General features: G+C 60.7%; 17 protein-coding genes. 10 read left to right on the forward strand and 7 right to left on the reverse strand.

Annotated elements, in window-relative coordinates; genetic code table 11:
* Nucleotide 1: 1 nt before the first annotated feature.
* Nucleotides 2-451, reverse strand: a complete 450-nt coding sequence (gspG, locus tag BT179_RS11270) for a type II secretion system major pseudopilin GspG (protein WP_072431073.1) — start codon at nucleotides 449-451, stop codon at nucleotides 2-4.
* A 150-nt stretch (nucleotides 452-601) separates the two neighbouring features.
* Here gspG and gspI point away from each other — a divergent pair, with 150 nt between their 5' ends.
* Nucleotides 602-976, forward strand: a complete 375-nt coding sequence (gene gspI / locus BT179_RS11275; RefSeq protein WP_072431074.1) for a type II secretion system minor pseudopilin GspI — start codon at nucleotides 602-604, stop codon at nucleotides 974-976.
* A 26-nt stretch (nucleotides 977-1,002) separates the two neighbouring features.
* Here gspI and BT179_RS11280 read toward each other — a convergent pair whose 3' ends face one another.
* Entirely contained in the window at nucleotides 1,003-1,434 is a 432-nt protein-coding gene (locus tag BT179_RS11280; protein WP_072431075.1) for a general secretion pathway protein GspC, read from the reverse strand.
* A 119-nt stretch (nucleotides 1,435-1,553) separates the two neighbouring features.
* Between BT179_RS11280 and gspH the strand changes: the two genes are divergently transcribed.
* Entirely contained in the window at nucleotides 1,554-2,006 is a 453-nt protein-coding gene (gspH, locus tag BT179_RS11285; RefSeq protein WP_072431076.1) for a type II secretion system minor pseudopilin GspH, read from the forward strand.
* A complete protein-coding gene (locus tag BT179_RS11290; RefSeq protein WP_072391238.1) occupies nucleotides 2,003-2,614 on the forward strand; it encodes a type II secretion system protein GspJ in 612 nt (203 codons plus the stop codon). Before gspH ends, BT179_RS11290 begins: the two co-directional genes overlap by 4 nt.
* Before the next feature lie 184 nt (nucleotides 2,615-2,798).
* Here the strand turns inward: BT179_RS11290 and pgm are convergent, their stop codons facing one another.
* The 4 genes from pgm to BT179_RS11310 all read right to left on the reverse strand — a co-directional run bounded on the left by pgm (nucleotide 2,799) and on the right by BT179_RS11310 (nucleotide 9,173).
* Nucleotides 2,799-4,439, reverse strand: a complete 1,641-nt coding sequence (gene pgm, locus BT179_RS11295; RefSeq protein ID WP_072431077.1) for a phosphoglucomutase (alpha-D-glucose-1,6-bisphosphate-dependent) — start codon at nucleotides 4,437-4,439, stop codon at nucleotides 2,799-2,801.
* A 91-nt stretch (nucleotides 4,440-4,530) separates the two neighbouring features.
* On the reverse strand, nucleotides 4,531-5,928 hold the full coding sequence (locus tag BT179_RS11300) for an aminotransferase-like domain-containing protein (RefSeq protein WP_072431078.1): 1,398 nt from the start codon (nucleotides 5,926-5,928) through the stop codon (nucleotides 4,531-4,533).
* 75 nt (nucleotides 5,929-6,003) lie between these two features.
* Nucleotides 6,004-7,491: a hypothetical protein gene (locus BT179_RS11305; RefSeq protein WP_072431079.1), complete on the reverse strand. Its 1,488-nt coding sequence runs from the start codon at nucleotides 7,489-7,491 to the stop codon at nucleotides 6,004-6,006.
* A gap of 656 nt (nucleotides 7,492-8,147) precedes the next feature.
* Nucleotides 8,148-9,173: a zinc-dependent alcohol dehydrogenase family protein gene (locus BT179_RS11310; protein ID WP_072391226.1), complete on the reverse strand. Its 1,026-nt coding sequence runs from the start codon at nucleotides 9,171-9,173 to the stop codon at nucleotides 8,148-8,150.
* Nucleotides 9,174-9,566: 393 nt separating this feature from the next.
* Between BT179_RS11310 and BT179_RS11315 the strand changes: the two genes are divergently transcribed.
* Together BT179_RS11315 and BT179_RS11320 are read left to right on the forward strand one after the other, a co-directional pair.
* Nucleotides 9,567-10,481 carry a LysR family transcriptional regulator gene (locus BT179_RS11315; RefSeq protein ID WP_072431080.1) on the forward strand — a complete coding sequence of 305 codons (915 nt, stop codon included), beginning with the start codon at nucleotides 9,567-9,569 and terminating at the stop codon, nucleotides 10,479-10,481.
* Nucleotides 10,482-10,591: 110 nt separating this feature from the next.
* Nucleotides 10,592-11,002, forward strand: coding sequence for a hypothetical protein (locus BT179_RS11320; protein ID WP_331717120.1), 411 nt, complete (start codon nucleotides 10,592-10,594; stop codon nucleotides 11,000-11,002).
* Nucleotides 11,003-11,072: 70 nt separating this feature from the next.
* On the opposite strand, the gene gcvA is transcribed toward BT179_RS11320, so the two are convergent.
* Nucleotides 11,073-11,984 (reverse strand): transcriptional regulator GcvA, encoded by a 912-nt coding sequence (gcvA, locus tag BT179_RS11325; RefSeq protein WP_072431082.1) that lies wholly within the window; start codon nucleotides 11,982-11,984, stop codon nucleotides 11,073-11,075.
* Nucleotides 11,985-12,269: 285 nt separating this feature from the next.
* Between gcvA and BT179_RS11330 the strand changes: the two genes are divergently transcribed.
* The 5 genes from BT179_RS11330 to BT179_RS11350 all read left to right on the forward strand — a co-directional run bounded on the left by BT179_RS11330 (nucleotide 12,270) and on the right by BT179_RS11350 (nucleotide 15,639).
* A complete protein-coding gene (locus BT179_RS11330; protein WP_034138527.1) occupies nucleotides 12,270-13,043 on the forward strand; it encodes an SDR family NAD(P)-dependent oxidoreductase in 774 nt (257 codons plus the stop codon).
* 62 nt (nucleotides 13,044-13,105) lie between these two features.
* Nucleotides 13,106-13,387, forward strand: a complete 282-nt coding sequence (locus BT179_RS11335) for a hypothetical protein (RefSeq protein ID WP_072431083.1) — start codon at nucleotides 13,106-13,108, stop codon at nucleotides 13,385-13,387.
* Between the two features lie 61 nt (nucleotides 13,388-13,448).
* The gene (locus BT179_RS11340; RefSeq protein WP_218124375.1) at nucleotides 13,449-13,790 is read left to right on the forward strand and encodes a carboxymuconolactone decarboxylase family protein; all 342 of its coding nucleotides are present in this window, start codon (nucleotides 13,449-13,451) and stop codon (nucleotides 13,788-13,790) included.
* 64 nt (nucleotides 13,791-13,854) lie between these two features.
* On the forward strand, nucleotides 13,855-14,523 hold the full coding sequence (locus tag BT179_RS11345) for a cupin domain-containing protein (RefSeq protein WP_072431085.1): 669 nt from the start codon (nucleotides 13,855-13,857) through the stop codon (nucleotides 14,521-14,523).
* Nucleotides 14,524-15,639 (forward strand): flavin monoamine oxidase family protein, encoded by a 1,116-nt coding sequence (locus BT179_RS11350; RefSeq protein WP_072431086.1) that lies wholly within the window; start codon nucleotides 14,524-14,526, stop codon nucleotides 15,637-15,639.

The following is a 15,639-nucleotide window of genomic DNA, read 5'->3' on the forward strand; positions in this document are numbered from 1 at the left end:
CTTACAGCTGCCAGGAACCGATGTCGGCGTTGACCCCGTCGCCGTCGGGCTGGCCGTCGGCGCCCAGGGAAAACACATCGACTTCACCATTGGCACCGGGGTTGAGGTAGTTATAGGGACGACCCCACGGATCGTTGGGCAGGCGCTCCAGATAGGAACGCCAGGTGCTGTTCTTGGCATCGGCCGGCCGCTCGACCAGGACCTTGAGGCCCTGGTTCATGCTCGGGTAGCTGCCGTGGTCCAGACGATAGAGCTTCAAGGCCTGCATCAGGCCGCCAATGTCCTGTTTGGCCGCCGTCGCCCGCGCCTGGTCAGGCCGGTCGAGCACCTTCGGCACCACCATCGCCGCCAGGATGCCGAGGATGACCACCACGACCATGATTTCTATAAGGGTGAAGCCGCACTGCCCGCTGGGGCCTTGGGGACGGGCAGTGTAACGGGCGATCTGCATCTCGACGGTCCTTCGCTGGATTCGATTCGAGGCGCAGTGTTGCAAGAAAATATGTCAGTGATATTGAAATTGGTCAGGAGCTTGCGTCTTCAATCGGTCACGAACCCCGGCTAGCCTTGCAGGCTTGCCTTCACCGATCGAGTCCTAGCCATGTGCCGCCCCGCTCCGCAAGCCGGCTTCACCCTGATCGAAGTGCTGGTGGCCCTGGCGATCATTGCCGTGGCCATGTCGGCCGCGGTGCGCGTGGCCGCAGTGATGACCCAAGGCAATGGCCTGTTGCGCGACAAATCCATCGCCCTGCTGGCCGCCCGTACCCAACTGGCGCAGTTGCGTCTGCAAGACCGCTTCACCCCGGGCACCCGGGTATCGGACTGCGACCAGGGGCGACTGCTGCTGCGCTGCGAGCAGAGCCTGCGCCCGGCGGAGAACGGGCGGATGCTGCGGGTCGAACTGAGCGTGTCCGACCGCAGCCGCGAGGCGCCGCCACTGGCCCGGCTGGAGACGCTGGTCGGTCGGGAAAAATGAGCGCCGGACCTGCGTCCGCTCGCTGTTCAACGACGTATCAGGGAAGGCAGGCTCACCGAATCCGGCAGTCGGGCCAGGGGTAGTCGGGTCTGCTGGTTGCCGCGTTCGATCACCACCGCTTGCGCCTCGATCGACACCAGGCGTATGCCGGGGGCCACTCTCTCGCCCACCAGGAAACCGCGGGGTGGCCCGTCGTTGAGGCTGAGGATCGCCACAGCCGCGCGGGCACCGGCCATGACGCCGCTGACCTTGATGTCCACTGATGCCGGCTGGCTGGAAAACCACTGCAACGCCGGGTTTTCGGAACGCTCGGCCATGCGTTGCGGCGTCACGTCCGGTGTGCGGGATTCGGCGGATGTCGTCAATAACGAAGACCAGGTCGCCACCCCGGCCAGCGCCGCCAACAGGCCTAGCGCCTGGACGATCTGCGCCGGCGACACACGCTCTATGAGGGACATGACCTGGCTCTCCTTGTATTGATTCCGGCGTTCAGCGTACGCGTCAATTCTCTCCGTTTTATTTCACATGCTTATCATCTTCGCCGTGCAGGATGACGCTCAACGCAAAGGAGCGCGCCATGGGCCGGGACAGGCTGCGGGGATTCACCCTGATCGAATTGATGGTGGTGCTGGTGATCGTCGGAATCGCCAGCGCCGCCGTGAGCCTGAGTATCCGGCCCGATCCGTTGAAGTTGCTGCGCCAGGACGCCGAACGTCTGGCGCAATTGCTGCAACTGGCCCAGACCGAAGCCCGCGTCGACGGGCGCCCTATCACCTGGCGCGCAGATGCCAAGGGGTTCGGCTTCAGCCGTCGTGCCGACCAGGGGACCGGCCTGGACCGTTTCAAGGACGATCCGCAACTGCGCCCGCGTCGCTGGCAGAGTTCCTCCCTGCAAGTCGATATCGAACCGGGGCCACGTGTCGTCCTGAACGCCGAATGGATTGCCGAGCCCCTGCAGATTCGCCTGTCGGATGGCCTCAACAGCCTCACCGTGCAACGCAGTGACGCCGGACGGATACAGGTCCGATGAACAACCGGGAGACAGGTTTCACCTTGCTGGAAGTCATGGTGGCGATCCTGCTGATGGCGGTGGTCAGTCTGATCGCCTGGCGCGGGCTGGACAGCGTGACCCGGGCCGACAGCCACCTGCAGGCCAGCACCGAACAGACTGAAGCGCTGCTACGGGTGCTGAACCAGCTGGAGCGCGACGTGGCCCTGCGCGCCAGTACCGAGTTGAGCGAACCGATGAAGCCCGGCGTCGACGACGAACCCTCCACCGCCCCACCCGCCCTGACCGTGCGCAGCACCGAGGGTCGGGGGTTTCGCCTGGATGTCATCCGTGTCTCCGCGACCCAGGAAGGCCAGCTGCAACGGGTGCGCTGGTGGCTCAAGGGCGACACGCTTTACCGCGCCCAGGGCCCGGCCCGCAGCCACTACCCACTGCCCGCCCCCGGACCGGGGGTGGCCGTGCTCAGCGAAGTCAGCGATGCCGCATTGCGGTATTGGGACGTGGAAAAAGGCTGGCGCAAGCTCAGCGGCAACCGCCGGGACAACCCGACGGGCATCGAAATCAGCCTGACCCGCCGGACACCCCAGGGCCTGGAGAAATACCGGCAGGTGCTGGGGCCTTTGGAATAAGCCCCTTGCCATCGCCTGGACGCTCGATTTCGCGGGCGCGCGCCCATAGGGATAGAGATGGCGCCGAGATCTTCACCCGGATTTCCGTGGCAGCGAGCCTGCTGGCGATAGCGGTAGGTCAGTCAACCTCTTCGCCCACTGAACCCCCTTCCCGGGCAGGCTCGCACACGGTCCTCCTCACAGATCAGCTGATGGCGCCATCCACGAGGGCTTGCGCCTCGCTCACCAGTTGCTTGAGGTGTTCATCGCCAATGAAGCTTTCGGCGTAGATCTTGTAGATGTCCTCGGTACCGGACGGACGCGCCGCGAACCAGCCATTTTCGGTCATGACCTTCAGGCCGCCGATGGCCTGGTCGTTGCCCGGGGCATGGCTGAGGATGCTCTGGATCGGCTCACCGGCCAGTTCGGTGGAAGCGACCTGCCCTGGCGAAAGCTTGCTCAACAAGGCCTTCTGCTGCGGGCTGGCCTTGGCGTCGACGCGCACCGAGAACGGTTCGCCCAGCTCATCCGTCAGGGCGCGGTAGGCCTGGCTTGGATCACGACCGGTACGGGCGGTCATTTCCGCCGCCAGCAGCGCCGGGATCAGGCCGTCCTTGTCGGTGCTCCAGACACCGCCGTCCTTGCGCAGGAACGAAGCCCCGGCGCTCTCTTCGCCACCGAACCCCAGGGAACCGTCGAACAGGCCATCGGCGAACCACTTGAAGCCCACCGGCACCTCATAGAGACGACGACCCAGGCGCCGGGCGACGCGGTCGATCAGCCCGCTGCTGACCACCGTCTTGCCTACCGCCGCATCGGCGCGCCATTGCGGGCGGTTCTGGAACAGGTAGTCGATGGCGACGGCCAGGTAGTTGTTTGGAGCCAGCAGTCCACCGGACGGCGTCACGATGCCATGGCGGTCATGGTCCGGATCACAGGCGAAGGCCACGTCGAACCGCTCCTTCAGGCCGATCAGCCCCTGCATGGCATGACTGGAAGACGGGTCCATGCGGATCTGCCCATCCCAGTCGACGGTCATGAAGCGGAACGTCGAATCCACCTGGGTGTTCACCACCTCAAGGTCCAGGCGGTAATGCTCGGCAATGGCCGGCCAGTAGCGCACCCCCGCTCCGCCCAGCGGATCGACGCCCAGGCGCAAGCCGGCGGCGCGGATGGCGTCGAAATCGATGACGTTGACCAGGTCGGCCACGTAGGTGTTGAGGAAATCATGGCGGTGAGTGGTTGGGGCTTTCAGCGCCTGCTCGTAGCTGATGCGCTTGACGCCGGCCAACTGGTTGGCCAGCAATTCATTGGCCTTGGCTTCGATCCACTTGGTGATGTGGGTATCGGCCGGACCGCCGTTGGTAGGGTTGTACTTGTAGCCACCGCTTTGCGGTGGGTTGTGGGACGGCGTGATGACGATGCCGTCCGCCAGGCCGCTGGTGCGCCCGCGGTTGTAGCAGAGGATGGCATGGGACACCGCGGGCGTCGGGGTATATTCGTCGCCTTCGGCGATCATGACGGTCACGCCGTTGGCCGCCAGCACTTCCAGGGCGCTGGCACCCGCCGGGGTAGACAGCGCATGGGTGTCGATACCGACGAACAGCGGCCCGTCGATCCCGTGGGCTTCTCGGTACAGGCAGATCGCCTGACTGATCGCCAGCACGTGCCACTCGTTGAATCCCAGGTCGAATGAGCTGCCACGGTGACCGGAGGTGCCGAAAGCCACACGCTGGGTGGCAACCGAGGCATCGGGCCGGCCGGTGTAGTAGGCCGTCACCAGTCGCGGGATATCGATCAACAACTCTGCCGGCGCCGGCTTGCCCGCAAATGGACTGACTGTCATGCAAAACCTCTGAATGGAGTGGCTTGGGAAATGGAATGCAGTTTACTGACAGTTCGACCGTGGCGCGATGGGTTCGATCCATCGCCCTGCATTACGATTGCTCGAGCCTCAAGGCCTCGGCCAGCGCCCAGAGCGCGCCGTCCATCTCATCCGATCCGCCCAGGGCATGGGTCAGGCGCAGATGCTGGGCATACAGGCCCTGGAGGCTGAACAGCTCCCCCGGGGCAATGACGATCCGCTGGGCAAGCAGGCGCTGGAACACCCGCCGCGGATCCACCCGTCGCAACGAGCGCACCCAGATCGTCGCACCTCCCTGGGGCTGCACCCATTGCACGCTGTCCCCCAGCCGCTCGCCCAGCAGCTGCGTCGTAGCGCCCGCGCTGTCGCGCAACAGACGCCGCAGGACCAGCACGTGCTGATCGATCCGACCATTGCTGTACAGCCGGGCGATGGCTTTCTGGCGAATCGGCGACAGACGAAACGCGCGCAGCAGGAAATGCCGTTGCAGCGGCAGGGTCAGCTGACGCGACAGCACATAACCGTACGGCGCTTCAGGGCCCACGGTCTTTTCGAAGGTGGAATAGACGATCAGCCGGTCCGGGTCCAGCAGGTCACGAAAAGGCGTGGCACCCGTTTCGAATGCCAGGTCCGTGTAGCTGTCGTTTTCCAGCACCCAGGTGCCATGCATCTCCAGCAAGCGAGCCACGGCGCGACGATTGCCTTCGGACGCGAGCGTGCCCATGGGCATGTTCAGCACAGAGGAGAGCACCACCAGGCGCACCGACTCGTTGGCCAGCAATTGTTCCAGTAGCTCCAGGCTGATTTCGCCATCCCCCAGCAAGGGCAACTCCACCACCCGGACCTCAGCCGCTTGCAACAGGCGAAGGAGGGTCCAGTCGCAGGGCGATTCCACCAGGACCGTCGCGCCCCGCAGTTCCAGGACCGCAATGAGGATTTCCAGCACGCCCCTCGGATCGGCACCGATGTAGACATCATCGGCATTCCAGCAGCGGGCCGGCGAAGAGGTATAGCGGGCCGCCAGGGCGGTACGCAGTTCCTGTTCACCCCAGGGTTGCGAAGGCATCTGGGAGGAGCGTGGATACTGGCGCAACAATTCGCGCTCAAGCAGTAGCAGCGGACTGTCCAGGGGCTGCAGCGCGGCAGGCTCGTCGGCGCTGAGTACTCGCATGCCCGGTCGCCGTGCATTGACATACAGCGTCTCGAGCAAATCGTCGCCCCCCTCCAGGGTCGCGACGCAGGGCACCGGCGAGGCGTAATACCCGGACTTGGCGATGGAATAGACCCGCCCTTCCTTCTCCAGCAGCGAATAGGCGTACTGGATGGTGGAGATCGACACGCTCAGGCGGTCGGCCAGTTGCCGCAACGACGGCAGGCGCACCCGGGCATCGGCGCCCAGTTCGTTGATCAACGTCGTCAGGTAGCGATAGACCGCCTGGTAGGCGAAATCCGTTTCCCGCCCTCCTTTCATGACTTCAGGCTCGCCATTGATGCGAGCACCGAACCGGCCGGGCAGTCGTTGAATAAATCCGTCAAGCCGCGCCCCTCAATGCCTGGCCGAGCGTTCGCGCAGGCCATCGGCGTCCAGTCCCGGCGCGTCATCGTCGGTGTCGTCCAGGCCCTGTTGCGGATCGACTCCGGACGCGTTTTCCTGGTCCGGCGCCGCGATGCTCGCCCCATAGAGCCTGCTGAGCATGTCGATGGACAGGCCGCTGACATCCACCATCCACTGCGCCACCTGGTCGGCGATGGGCGCGCCCTGCATGGCCTTGTGCAAGTCCGGCATCGCCACCAGCATGCCGGGATGGCAGCAGCGCAGGAAATGCTCGAGGCCTGCGCCTTTTTCGACAAAGGGCGCGAACAGCATGCACACCAGTTGCGCTTCGTTGAGCCCCAGCGTCTTCTGCGCTTCGAGGGCGGCCAGGGCACGCCGCTCGGCAATGGCCGAGGGCGGACCGAACAGCTCGTTGGCCTGCGCGCAGGCATGCTCCGGCAGTTGCTTGCGGTGCATGATCATGACAGCCCGTTGGACATAGTCGCCATAGCCCGTCTCGTAGCTGCGCCCCTGCAGGTAGCAGGCCTGCAGGCCATGCAGATGAGCCGACAGCAGCGGGCTGAGGTATTCGTTCTCGGGGGAAGACGCGATGAAGTCGTCGGTTCGCACCCGCAGGAATTCGCTGAACAGCGGCCAGTTGGTTTCCTCGGAGCGCTCGACGATCAGGTCGTCGATACCGATATGCCCGACGCGACGGCAGGCCTGGAAACAGCCCTCGGGTTTCCACGCCCCGACCCGGTGCGCCCCGTAGAAATGCTGGAAGAGATCGCCGCCAAGACCATCGAGCTGCGCGAACAGACTGTCGAAGGTGCCGGTTGGCTCGGTGACCAGGCCGATCTTGCGGGTCGCCCGTCGAAGGCCCGCCATGAACTGCTTCTGCTGGCGTGGCGTATCGCTGCTCACCAGGGAATCGACCCCCGCCTCCCAGCGCGCCATGTGCCGATAGAACTCCGCCATGGCCAGATAGCCATCGTCGCCGATCTCCAGGGGGCTATCGGGGGAGCGAAGGTGCCCCAGGACCAGCATGTCCATGCGATTGGATTCGTGCCCGGCCACCGACAATGGCTGGCGGTGATTGAACGGCACCACTTCGCGGTTATCACTCATCAGCAGTTCGACCCGGGGATCGTCGTAGACGAACAGCGCGCTATAGCAGCGGTGGATGTTTTCCAGGGTCGACTGGGTGGTCTCGCCCAACCGCGGCGTGGCGACACGCAGGTCGAAGGTGACCGGATGCCGGCCGGCAATGCTCAATTGCGCCGCCCTCAGGGCCGTCAGGACATAGAAACTGTCCCGGCTTCCGTTCTGGACCGTCAGCACCCGGTAATCACCGATCCGCTCGATGCCGCCGGCGGCGACAATCAGGCGTTGTATCAAAAGCTGCAACGCCGTGCGCTCGGCACGGGAATAGAAACTTAACAGTCGCTGCAATATCTGTTGATACACGTGAACCATTGCCTGCTCATGAATTGCACTCATAACCATTTACCTGGAAATTCGAATATCGGCCTCGCACCCACTGATGTGACCGCGCGACATGTTGGGCTGGAGGATCTGTTCTACTACTGCGAAGAGTATTGTTAATACGCTTGAACTTTGCTTGCCGTAATTATTTGACACATACATTGAGCGCCAACCAACTTGCGTCCAGGGTCCGGCTCAAACCCGCACAATCATTGGCTTTCAACAAGCCACGGGCGCGTCCTAGGAGATTTCCGACAACGTCCCACAGATAATGAGTACAAAAAACAAAGAACATGCTGAACTTTAGTGAACAGTCTGCCCCACGCTGTTCTTCTGACAATCGATAGAAGAACCCGGACCCAATAACGGCCAAAGCATCTTGAACAGGTATTGAAGGACGAAGACCTTCCGAAAACGTGTATTGCACCACGACTTCTTCCTTGAGCTGAAAACCAGCGTTCAATTATCAGGACTTCATTAATGATTAGAAGATACAGATTAAAGGCAAAAACCAGCTCAGTTGTCCGGGGCACAAACGAAGTGGGTTCGAACGAAAGGCAGGCGCAAGCAACCGTGTCAGCACGGATTCACTGGCCTGATGGCGGGGATGACCGGGTCGGGTCGGAGGATGCGCAAGAGCCCGTTGCGACGACTCTTGCGCGGGACGGACGTCAGGCGGGATCGACCACCTGGAGGGCAACACGCTCGCGGCAAGGGCATTCGTCCATGTAGCGGTGCGCCTCGACAAACTCGGCGAACGGGAAAACACGGGTCTTGAGGGGCAACAGGACGCGATCGGCCGTCAATTGGTTGATATCGCGCAGAGCCCGTTGCAACGCTACGTGGTCCTGGACGATACCCAGTTCCGGCTTGCCCGTGAAATTGCCAATGCAATGCACGAAGAACTGGATGTTCTTCTGGAACGCCGCACAGGCCGGGAATGGCGTCTGATTGCCACCTTGCAGGCCGTACAACACCAGGCTGCCCCGTGGCGCCAGCACGTCGCCCAGCAAGGACATCTGCGGTCCGCCAAGGCCGTCGAACACCACGTCGACACCGCGATTGTCGGTAAGCTTGTTGATTTGCATGAGCAAGTCCTGCTCTTCCGTGACGATGACCTTCTCGGCCCCCAGGGACAGCAGGTACTCACGCTCATCGGAGGTCTTGGTGGCCGCGATCACCCGCACCCCCAGCGCCTTGCCCAACTGGACAAAGGACGGACCGGCGCAATGGCTGGCATCCGTCACCAGGGCGAACTGCCCGGGCTTGACCCGCGCCAGGTCGACATAGGCGAAATAGGCGATCAGCAGCGGCGTGTAGTGCACGGCGGCTTCGATCGGGCTCAGGACGTCGGGATATCGGGTCAGCGCGGTGCGCGGCAGCACGATGAGCTCGCCGTACACCGGATAGTCGTTCGGGCTTTCGGCGGGGAAGCTGGCGACCTTGTCGCCTACGGCCAGGTCGTCGACACCGTCGCCCACGGCGGTGACCACCCCAGCCATTTCATGGCCCAGGCCAGAAGGCAGGCGAGCCTGGGACGACGCCAGGTTCTGGCGCCAAAGGGTGTCATACCAGCTGATACCGATCGCTTCTACGCGGACCTGCACTTCTCCTGGCGCAGGAAGAGCCGTCGTCTGCTCTTCGCATTTGAGCACCTCGGCACCACCAAACTTGTGAAAACGGATCGTGCGGGACATCGCAAACCTCGTCAAAGTAACCTCTAATGCCCTGAACTCTATCCGGGCTTTGTGCCCAAGACCATCAGTGGCTATTAATAGTCGACATGCCTGTCATTGATTCCGCCATCAGAAAACCACCAGCCCTGCAGGCCCGCCCCTAGGCTACGAAACGTCTTGGGACCAAGCTCAGGCAAGGCGAACACAGCCGGGCAAGCGCAGCGTACCGGGGTACATGAGCCTTGCGAGGCCGTTTTCAACGCAGCATGAACGAGTATCAGGGCTTTCCCTACAGAGCCTAGGAAAATTCAATTAGCCGGTGCAGAGTACCAGCCTTTACCCGTAAGATTCATGCCGGCCATTGTTCCCATATGGCCGCCCACGTCAAGCTTGCCGAATCTGCCAGGACCCCAGATGAATCGTAATGACCTGCGTCGTGTCGACCTGAACCTGTTGATCGTGTTCGAAACACTGATGCATGAACGCAGCGTAACCCGCGCCGCCGAGAAACTGTTCCTCGGCCAGCCGGCCATCAGCGCCGCGCTGTCGCGGCTGCGCAGCCTGTTCGATGACCCGCTGTTCGTGCGCACCGGCCGCAGCATGGAACCTTCGGCACGGGCCATCGAGATCTTCGCCTTGCTCTCCCCGGCCCTGGACTCGATTTCCACGGCAGTCAGCCGGGCGGCGGAATTCGACCCGGCCACCAGCACCTCGGTGTTTCGCATCGGCCTTTCGGACGATGCCGAGTTCGCCCTGCTGCCGATGCTGCTCAAGCGCCTGCGCGCCGAGGCGCCGGGCATCGTGCTGGTGGTGCGCCGGGTCAACTACCTCCTGATGCCGAGCCTGCTGACGTCCGGCGAAATCTCCATTGGTGTCAGCTATACCGACGACCTGCCGGCCAACGCCAAGCGCAAGGTACTGCGGCGCAGCTCGCCCAAGGTGCTGCGGGCCGATACCGCGCCCGGGCAATTGACCCTGGACGAATTCTGCGCCCGCCCCCATGCCCTGGTGTCCTTCGCCGGTGATCTGAGCGGCTTCATCGACGAAGAGCTGGAAAAGCTCGGCCGCAAGCGCCACGTCGTACTGGCCGTCCCGCAGTTCAACGGCTTGAGTACGCTGCTGTCGGGCACCGACATCATCGCCACCGTGCCCGACTACACCGCCGAGGCCCTGACCTCCGCCGGTGGCGTACGCGCCGAAGACCCGCCCATCCCGGTACGCAGCTTCGAGCTGCACATGGCCTGGCGCGGCTCCCAGGACAACGATCCAGGCGAGCGCTGGTTGCGTTCGCGGATTCAGATGTTTTTCGGCGACCCTGAGAGTCTATAGGCGTCGTCAGGAAGGCTGTTAATCCTGATCATTTCTGCCTTTTGATAGACCATGGAGATCCATCCACCTCCAGTGGATTGCTACATTAGGGGCAATTAGGGCTTGCGCTGATAGGCATGGCTGCACTGGTTGGGATGCTAGGGATGAGCGTTGGCCATTTTTGGCTTGCACTGGTATTGCTTGGCGTTGGCTGCAACTTCGGTTTTCTCGGGGCCTCTGCCTTGGTGCTGACCTGTCACACCTCAGAAGACGGGCCGCGCGTACAAGCGATCAACGACTTCGTTGTATTCGGCACTATGGTTTTCGGTTCATTTCTATCTGGCGGACTGCTCGACGCCTATGGCTGGACGACCGCCTCCGGTCTAATTCTGGTTCCAATGCTGCTGGCTATGTTCGGGCTCCTTTGGCTACAGCGTCGCCCATCTAACGTAGGCGTCCAACCTCAAACCTTACAGGTCGGCTCGGCACTGGCCTGCTTGCAGCCAGAAGGTCAATGCCATGTGGTTCAGCCTGTTAGGTAGTAAAGCACTTCGGGGCGAGCGCCGTCCTCAAGCGGCTAACTATTGGTAGCCGCTCCGAATGTCAGTTCCTTTACTTCGACGCTGCCTCCTCGAATAGCCAGTCTCGAAAAGCGGACAGTTTTGGCAAACTCGAGCACTCTGCTCGATACACGACGTAATAAGCCAATGGCGAAATGCACGATATCTCGGGGAACAAACGTATTAAACGTCCCGTCGCGAGATCATCGGCTGCCATCACGCTTCGAGCGAGAGCGATACCGTGACCGTCGATGGCAGCCTGTAGAACCGCCGCTGAATTGTTGATTTGCATTCCGCGTGTCGCAACGTTGGGGACGCCAGCCGTCTGCAACCACATGTCCCAAGATAGAAACCCCGTAGGCCTATCCATCGACAAATCATGAATCAAGGTCTCGCTTGCCAGATCGCTTGGCTTTTGCAAACGCCAATGTTCGCTAAGCAGTTTTGGCGAACATACAGGGTAGACCTCTTCCCCCATTAGCTTTTCTGCCACCAGGCCTGGCCAACTACCTGCGCCGTATCGCACCCCGATATCAATACGCTGAGCGACGAAGTCCACAGGCTTTAGGTTGGTATCAAGTCTCACATCAGTATCAGGTCGAGCGTTGTGAAAGTGCTCAATCCTTGGCAGCAGCCACTTGGCAGCAAATGCAGGACTTATCGCCACGGTGAGTACGCCTGAAGGAGATGCCTCCTGGAGTCTCTCCATGCCAAGAACCAACCTGTCGAAGCCGGCCCGAATATCCGGCAGTGCACGCTCAGCAGTTTCAGTAGGTATTAACCGCACCCGTCCACTGCTACTGCGCAGAAACAGTGGTGCGCCCAGCCAATCCTCCAAGGTGCGTACGAGCTGTCCGACTGCGGCGGGTGTGACGTTCAACTCCGCCGCTGCCGCTGAAAAGCTTTGATGGCGGGCGCTGGCTTCAAACGCGCGTAGAGCATTCAGATGAACGGGCGTTTTCATGTCGGTAAAGATTTTCTTTTAAAAAGGAACACTTTATCTCGTTTGTCGGCGTATGCAAATCAGCGAAGAATCCATCCCATATCGAAGCCGGAGCAAAGTCCCTGCTCTGGAAACTCGAAGTCTGACGTAATGATTCTGTCAGAAAAAGCGCATCCATCGATGAAGCGGTAAATGGACGCCACGAGGCTACATGCAGTTTAGCGTAAGGGCATGAGCTGGATGCTCCGAGATATTTTTTCTTTTACTGAGTCCTGTCGTCGACAGGCGTAAATCGAGGTTTTCAAAATGAGCATTGAATTCAAAGGCAAAAAGCTGTTGGTCGTCGGTGGCACCAGCGGTATGGGTTTGGAATCGGCACGCATGGTGCTGGCTGGCGGTGGTAGCGCTGTAATTGTAGGCAACCGCCCGGATAAGACCGAAGCGGCGCGTCAGGAGCTGGCGAAATTGGGCCAGGTATGGGCAGTGACCGCTGACCTATCCAGCAGCGAGGGTTTGAACGCATTGCTCAAAGCCATTGATGAGCAGCATGCAGATGTCGATCTACTGGTGAACGCGGCTGGCGTTTTCTTCCCTAAACCATTTCTGGAACACGAGGGTGCAGATTACGACCAGTACATGAAGCTGAACAAAGCGTTCTTCTTCATCACTCAGAAAGTAGCCGCCAACCTGGTCGCCAAGAGCAAGCCTGGTGCGATCGTCAACATCGGTTCGATGTGGGCCAAACAAGCCATTGCAGCCACTCCATCGTCGGCCTACTCGATGGCCAAGGCCGGTCTGCATTCGCTGACCCAACATCTGGCGATGGAATTGGCCCCCAAGCAAATTCGCGTCAATGCGGTCTCCCCTGCGGTGGTACAAACCCCGATCTACGAAGGCTTTATTCCTAAAGCTGAAGTTCATAGCGCACTGCAAGGTTTCAACAGTTTCCACCCAATCGGTCGTGTCGGCACTCCACAGGACGTGGCCGAAGTCGTCTCGTTCCTGCTTTCGGATAAAGCAGGCTGGGTCACTGGCGCGATTTGGGATGTCGACGGCGGCGTGATGGCTGGCCGCAACTGATCACCTCGGGCAGGCGCTCGCGCCTGCCGACATTGCTGCACCACTGGTAAGGAGAAACGCATATGGTCTATCTGCAAATCAACCTCAAGATTGCCGCTGCCAAACGTGCTGAAGCCGCCGGCATCTACCAGACGTACAAGGCGCCCTTCCTCGAAACCATCAAGGGTGCGCAGTCCAAAGAGCTGCTTGTACGCGATGAGGATGTGCAAGTGCTGCACGGCTTTGACACCACAGAAAACGCACGCGCATACCTGCAAAGCGAGCTGTTCACAGCGGACGTCGTCGAAGCTCTGAAACCATTACTCGATGCTGCACCCGATGTGCGCATCTACCTAGCCGCTTAAGCCGCGTTACAAGCGCAGCACGGCGACGCATGCCCAAATTTTCAAGAGGAATACCGTCATGATGCAAGACTGGAACGCTTACCGTGAAACCCTTCTGGAACGCGTAGGCGATTACGCAAAACAGAGCCCCGACGTTATGCGCGGCCTGATGACTATCGACAACGCTGCCGCCAGGACTGGTCATTTGGAAGCCAAGTTTCATGAAATGATCGCCCTCGCTGTGGCCGTTACCACGCGCTGCGACGGCTGCATTTCAGTGCACACCAAAAAGGCTGTCGATGCTGGTGCCACTCTCGAAGAAATCTCCGAAGCCTTGGGCGTCGCTATTGCTCTCAATGCTGGTGCAGCGCTGACCTATTCGGCGCGTGTCATCGAGACCTACCAACAGCTTCCAAAGGACTAAGCCGCAGCGACAGGTGCCCGCGTTCCTAGGGGGCACCTGTCAGCGCGTTATTTGGAGAATCCCCATGCTGATCAATTCAGATTTCTCGCGCCGCGCGTTCGTGGCACCCCACAAGTATGAATGGGTCTCCTCCCCTCAAAACGGTGTCGAGCGTGTGATGCTGGATCGCGTGGGGGCAGAGAAAGCTCGTGCAACCAGCATAGTGCGGTATGCACCCGATTCGTACTTCCCACACCACATGCACCCAGGCGGTGAGGAAATCCTGGTGTTGGCCGGTACTTTTTCTGAGGACGACGAACATTATCCTGCTGGCTGGTATCTGCGTAACCCACCTGGCTCTGGACACCGCCCCTCCAGCAGTGAGGGCGCGACTATCTTCGTCAAACTTCAGCAAATGCGCGACGACGAAGCCCAACACGTGCGGATTGATACCAGTGACCCAAACAATTGGCTTCGTCACGGTAATCGAGAGATATGCCCCTTATTCTCAGATCAATCTGAGGAAGTATGCCTAACTCGACTGCCAGCATCTGAAGCACTCCTCTCCACGCCCGTACAAGGCGCGGAGTTGTTGGTGCTGGAAGGTGAAGTGGTTGTGAGTGAGCGCTCTTTTACCTCCGGTAGCTGGGTGCGCACACCCGCTGGAGAAATCCCCCCGATCACCGCTGGTGAACAGGGTGCCACCGTCTATCTCAAAACAGGTCATCTGGCCGATCTGACGGCAGGAATTTAAATGCCAAACGTACGCACTGTCATCGTCGGAGCAGGTTTGAGTGGCCTGTATGCCGCTTATCTGCTCGAACGTCAGGGTCGCCAGGATTACATCCTTCTGGAGGCGCGTGATGTGCTCGGAGGCCGAATCGCATCAGTCAGAGCGCCCCACGACCGGGCGTCGACACATACCTCTGATCGATTTGATTTAGGGCCCACTTGGTTCTGGCCCGACTTCCAAATTGAATTGCATCAACTGATTGTGCAGCTAGGCCTGGAATACTTCGAGCAGTTCGACACTGGCGACATGATGGTGGAACGCGCGTCGAGTGAATCGCCGGCACGCACGCGCGGCTATGCCAGCTCACCGGCCTCTATTCGCTTGAAAGGTGGCATGTCGGCACTCATCGACGCACTGAGCAGATCGCTGGACTCAAAACAAACGCTTACCGATCAGACCGTCCTCTCGATTCGCGCCACACCGGCCAATGTAGAAATTGATAGCACAGACTCTGCCGGAAACCTCACGACCTGGTGCGCAGAGCAGGTCTTGCTGGCGATGCCTCCGCGTCTGGTAGAGCGAAACATCAAGTTTGAGCCAGCATTGCCAACCGAGTTGGCTCGACAGTGGCGAGACACTGCCACTTGGATGGCGCCTCATGCCAAATACCTTGCGATCTACGACAGACCATTCTGGCGTGAGCAGGGGCTGTCCGGTGCCGCGCGGAGTGCGCGTGGCCCATTGGGCGAGATACACGATGCTTCCATGCCTGATGGCAGCGCGGCGCTATTTGGCTTCTTCGGTGTACCTGCGTACGTCCGTAAAGCGGTTCCCGAGGATGTGCTGCGCGAACACAGCCGTGCACAACTCGTACGTCTCTTTGGATCACAGGCAGCGGAACCACGCGCTGACTTCATCAAGGACTGGGCGCAGGATCCTTTGACCGCTACCGAAGCTGATCTTGGCTCGGCTGGCCACCCCACAAGCACTCCCCAAGCTGCGGCGAGCTCAGGGATTTGGAAGGGGCGACTCACCGGCATCGCCAGTGAATGGTCACCACAGTTCCCTGGATACGTTGCCGGTGCCATTGAGGCCACGTCGCTGGCAATTCGGGCTTTATCGCCATTGCCGGACTAA

The sequence above is a fragment of the Pseudomonas sp. NFACC43 genome (assembly GCF_900119645.1).
Classification (GTDB): Bacteria; Pseudomonadota; Gammaproteobacteria; order Pseudomonadales; family Pseudomonadaceae; genus Aquipseudomonas.

Coding starts and splice junctions, on each gene's coding strand:
- gspG (WP_072431073.1), bottom strand. CDS start 451: ATGCAGATCGCCCGTTACACTGCCCGTCCCCAAGGCCCCAGCGGGCAG.
- gspI (WP_072431074.1), top strand. CDS start 602: ATGTGCCGCCCCGCTCCGCAAGCCGGCTTCACCCTGATCGAAGTGCTG.
- BT179_RS11280 (WP_072431075.1), bottom strand. CDS start 1,434: ATGTCCCTCATAGAGCGTGTGTCGCCGGCGCAGATCGTCCAGGCGCTA.
- gspH (WP_072431076.1), top strand. CDS start 1,554: ATGGGCCGGGACAGGCTGCGGGGATTCACCCTGATCGAATTGATGGTG.
- BT179_RS11290 (WP_072391238.1), top strand. CDS start 2,003: ATGAACAACCGGGAGACAGGTTTCACCTTGCTGGAAGTCATGGTGGCG.
- pgm (WP_072431077.1), bottom strand. CDS start 4,439: ATGACAGTCAGTCCATTTGCGGGCAAGCCGGCGCCGGCAGAGTTGTTG.
- BT179_RS11300 (WP_072431078.1), bottom strand. CDS start 5,928: ATGAAAGGAGGGCGGGAAACGGATTTCGCCTACCAGGCGGTCTATCGC.
- BT179_RS11305 (WP_072431079.1), bottom strand. CDS start 7,491: ATGAGTGCAATTCATGAGCAGGCAATGGTTCACGTGTATCAACAGATA.
- BT179_RS11310 (WP_072391226.1), bottom strand. CDS start 9,173: ATGTCCCGCACGATCCGTTTTCACAAGTTTGGTGGTGCCGAGGTGCTC.
- BT179_RS11315 (WP_072431080.1), top strand. CDS start 9,567: ATGAATCGTAATGACCTGCGTCGTGTCGACCTGAACCTGTTGATCGTG.
- gcvA (WP_072431082.1), bottom strand. CDS start 11,984: ATGAAAACGCCCGTTCATCTGAATGCTCTACGCGCGTTTGAAGCCAGC.
- BT179_RS11330 (WP_034138527.1), top strand. CDS start 12,270: ATGAGCATTGAATTCAAAGGCAAAAAGCTGTTGGTCGTCGGTGGCACC.
- BT179_RS11335 (WP_072431083.1), top strand. CDS start 13,106: ATGGTCTATCTGCAAATCAACCTCAAGATTGCCGCTGCCAAACGTGCT.
- BT179_RS11340 (WP_218124375.1), top strand. CDS start 13,449: ATGCAAGACTGGAACGCTTACCGTGAAACCCTTCTGGAACGCGTAGGC.
- BT179_RS11345 (WP_072431085.1), top strand. CDS start 13,855: ATGCTGATCAATTCAGATTTCTCGCGCCGCGCGTTCGTGGCACCCCAC.
- BT179_RS11350 (WP_072431086.1), top strand. CDS start 14,524: ATGCCAAACGTACGCACTGTCATCGTCGGAGCAGGTTTGAGTGGCCTG.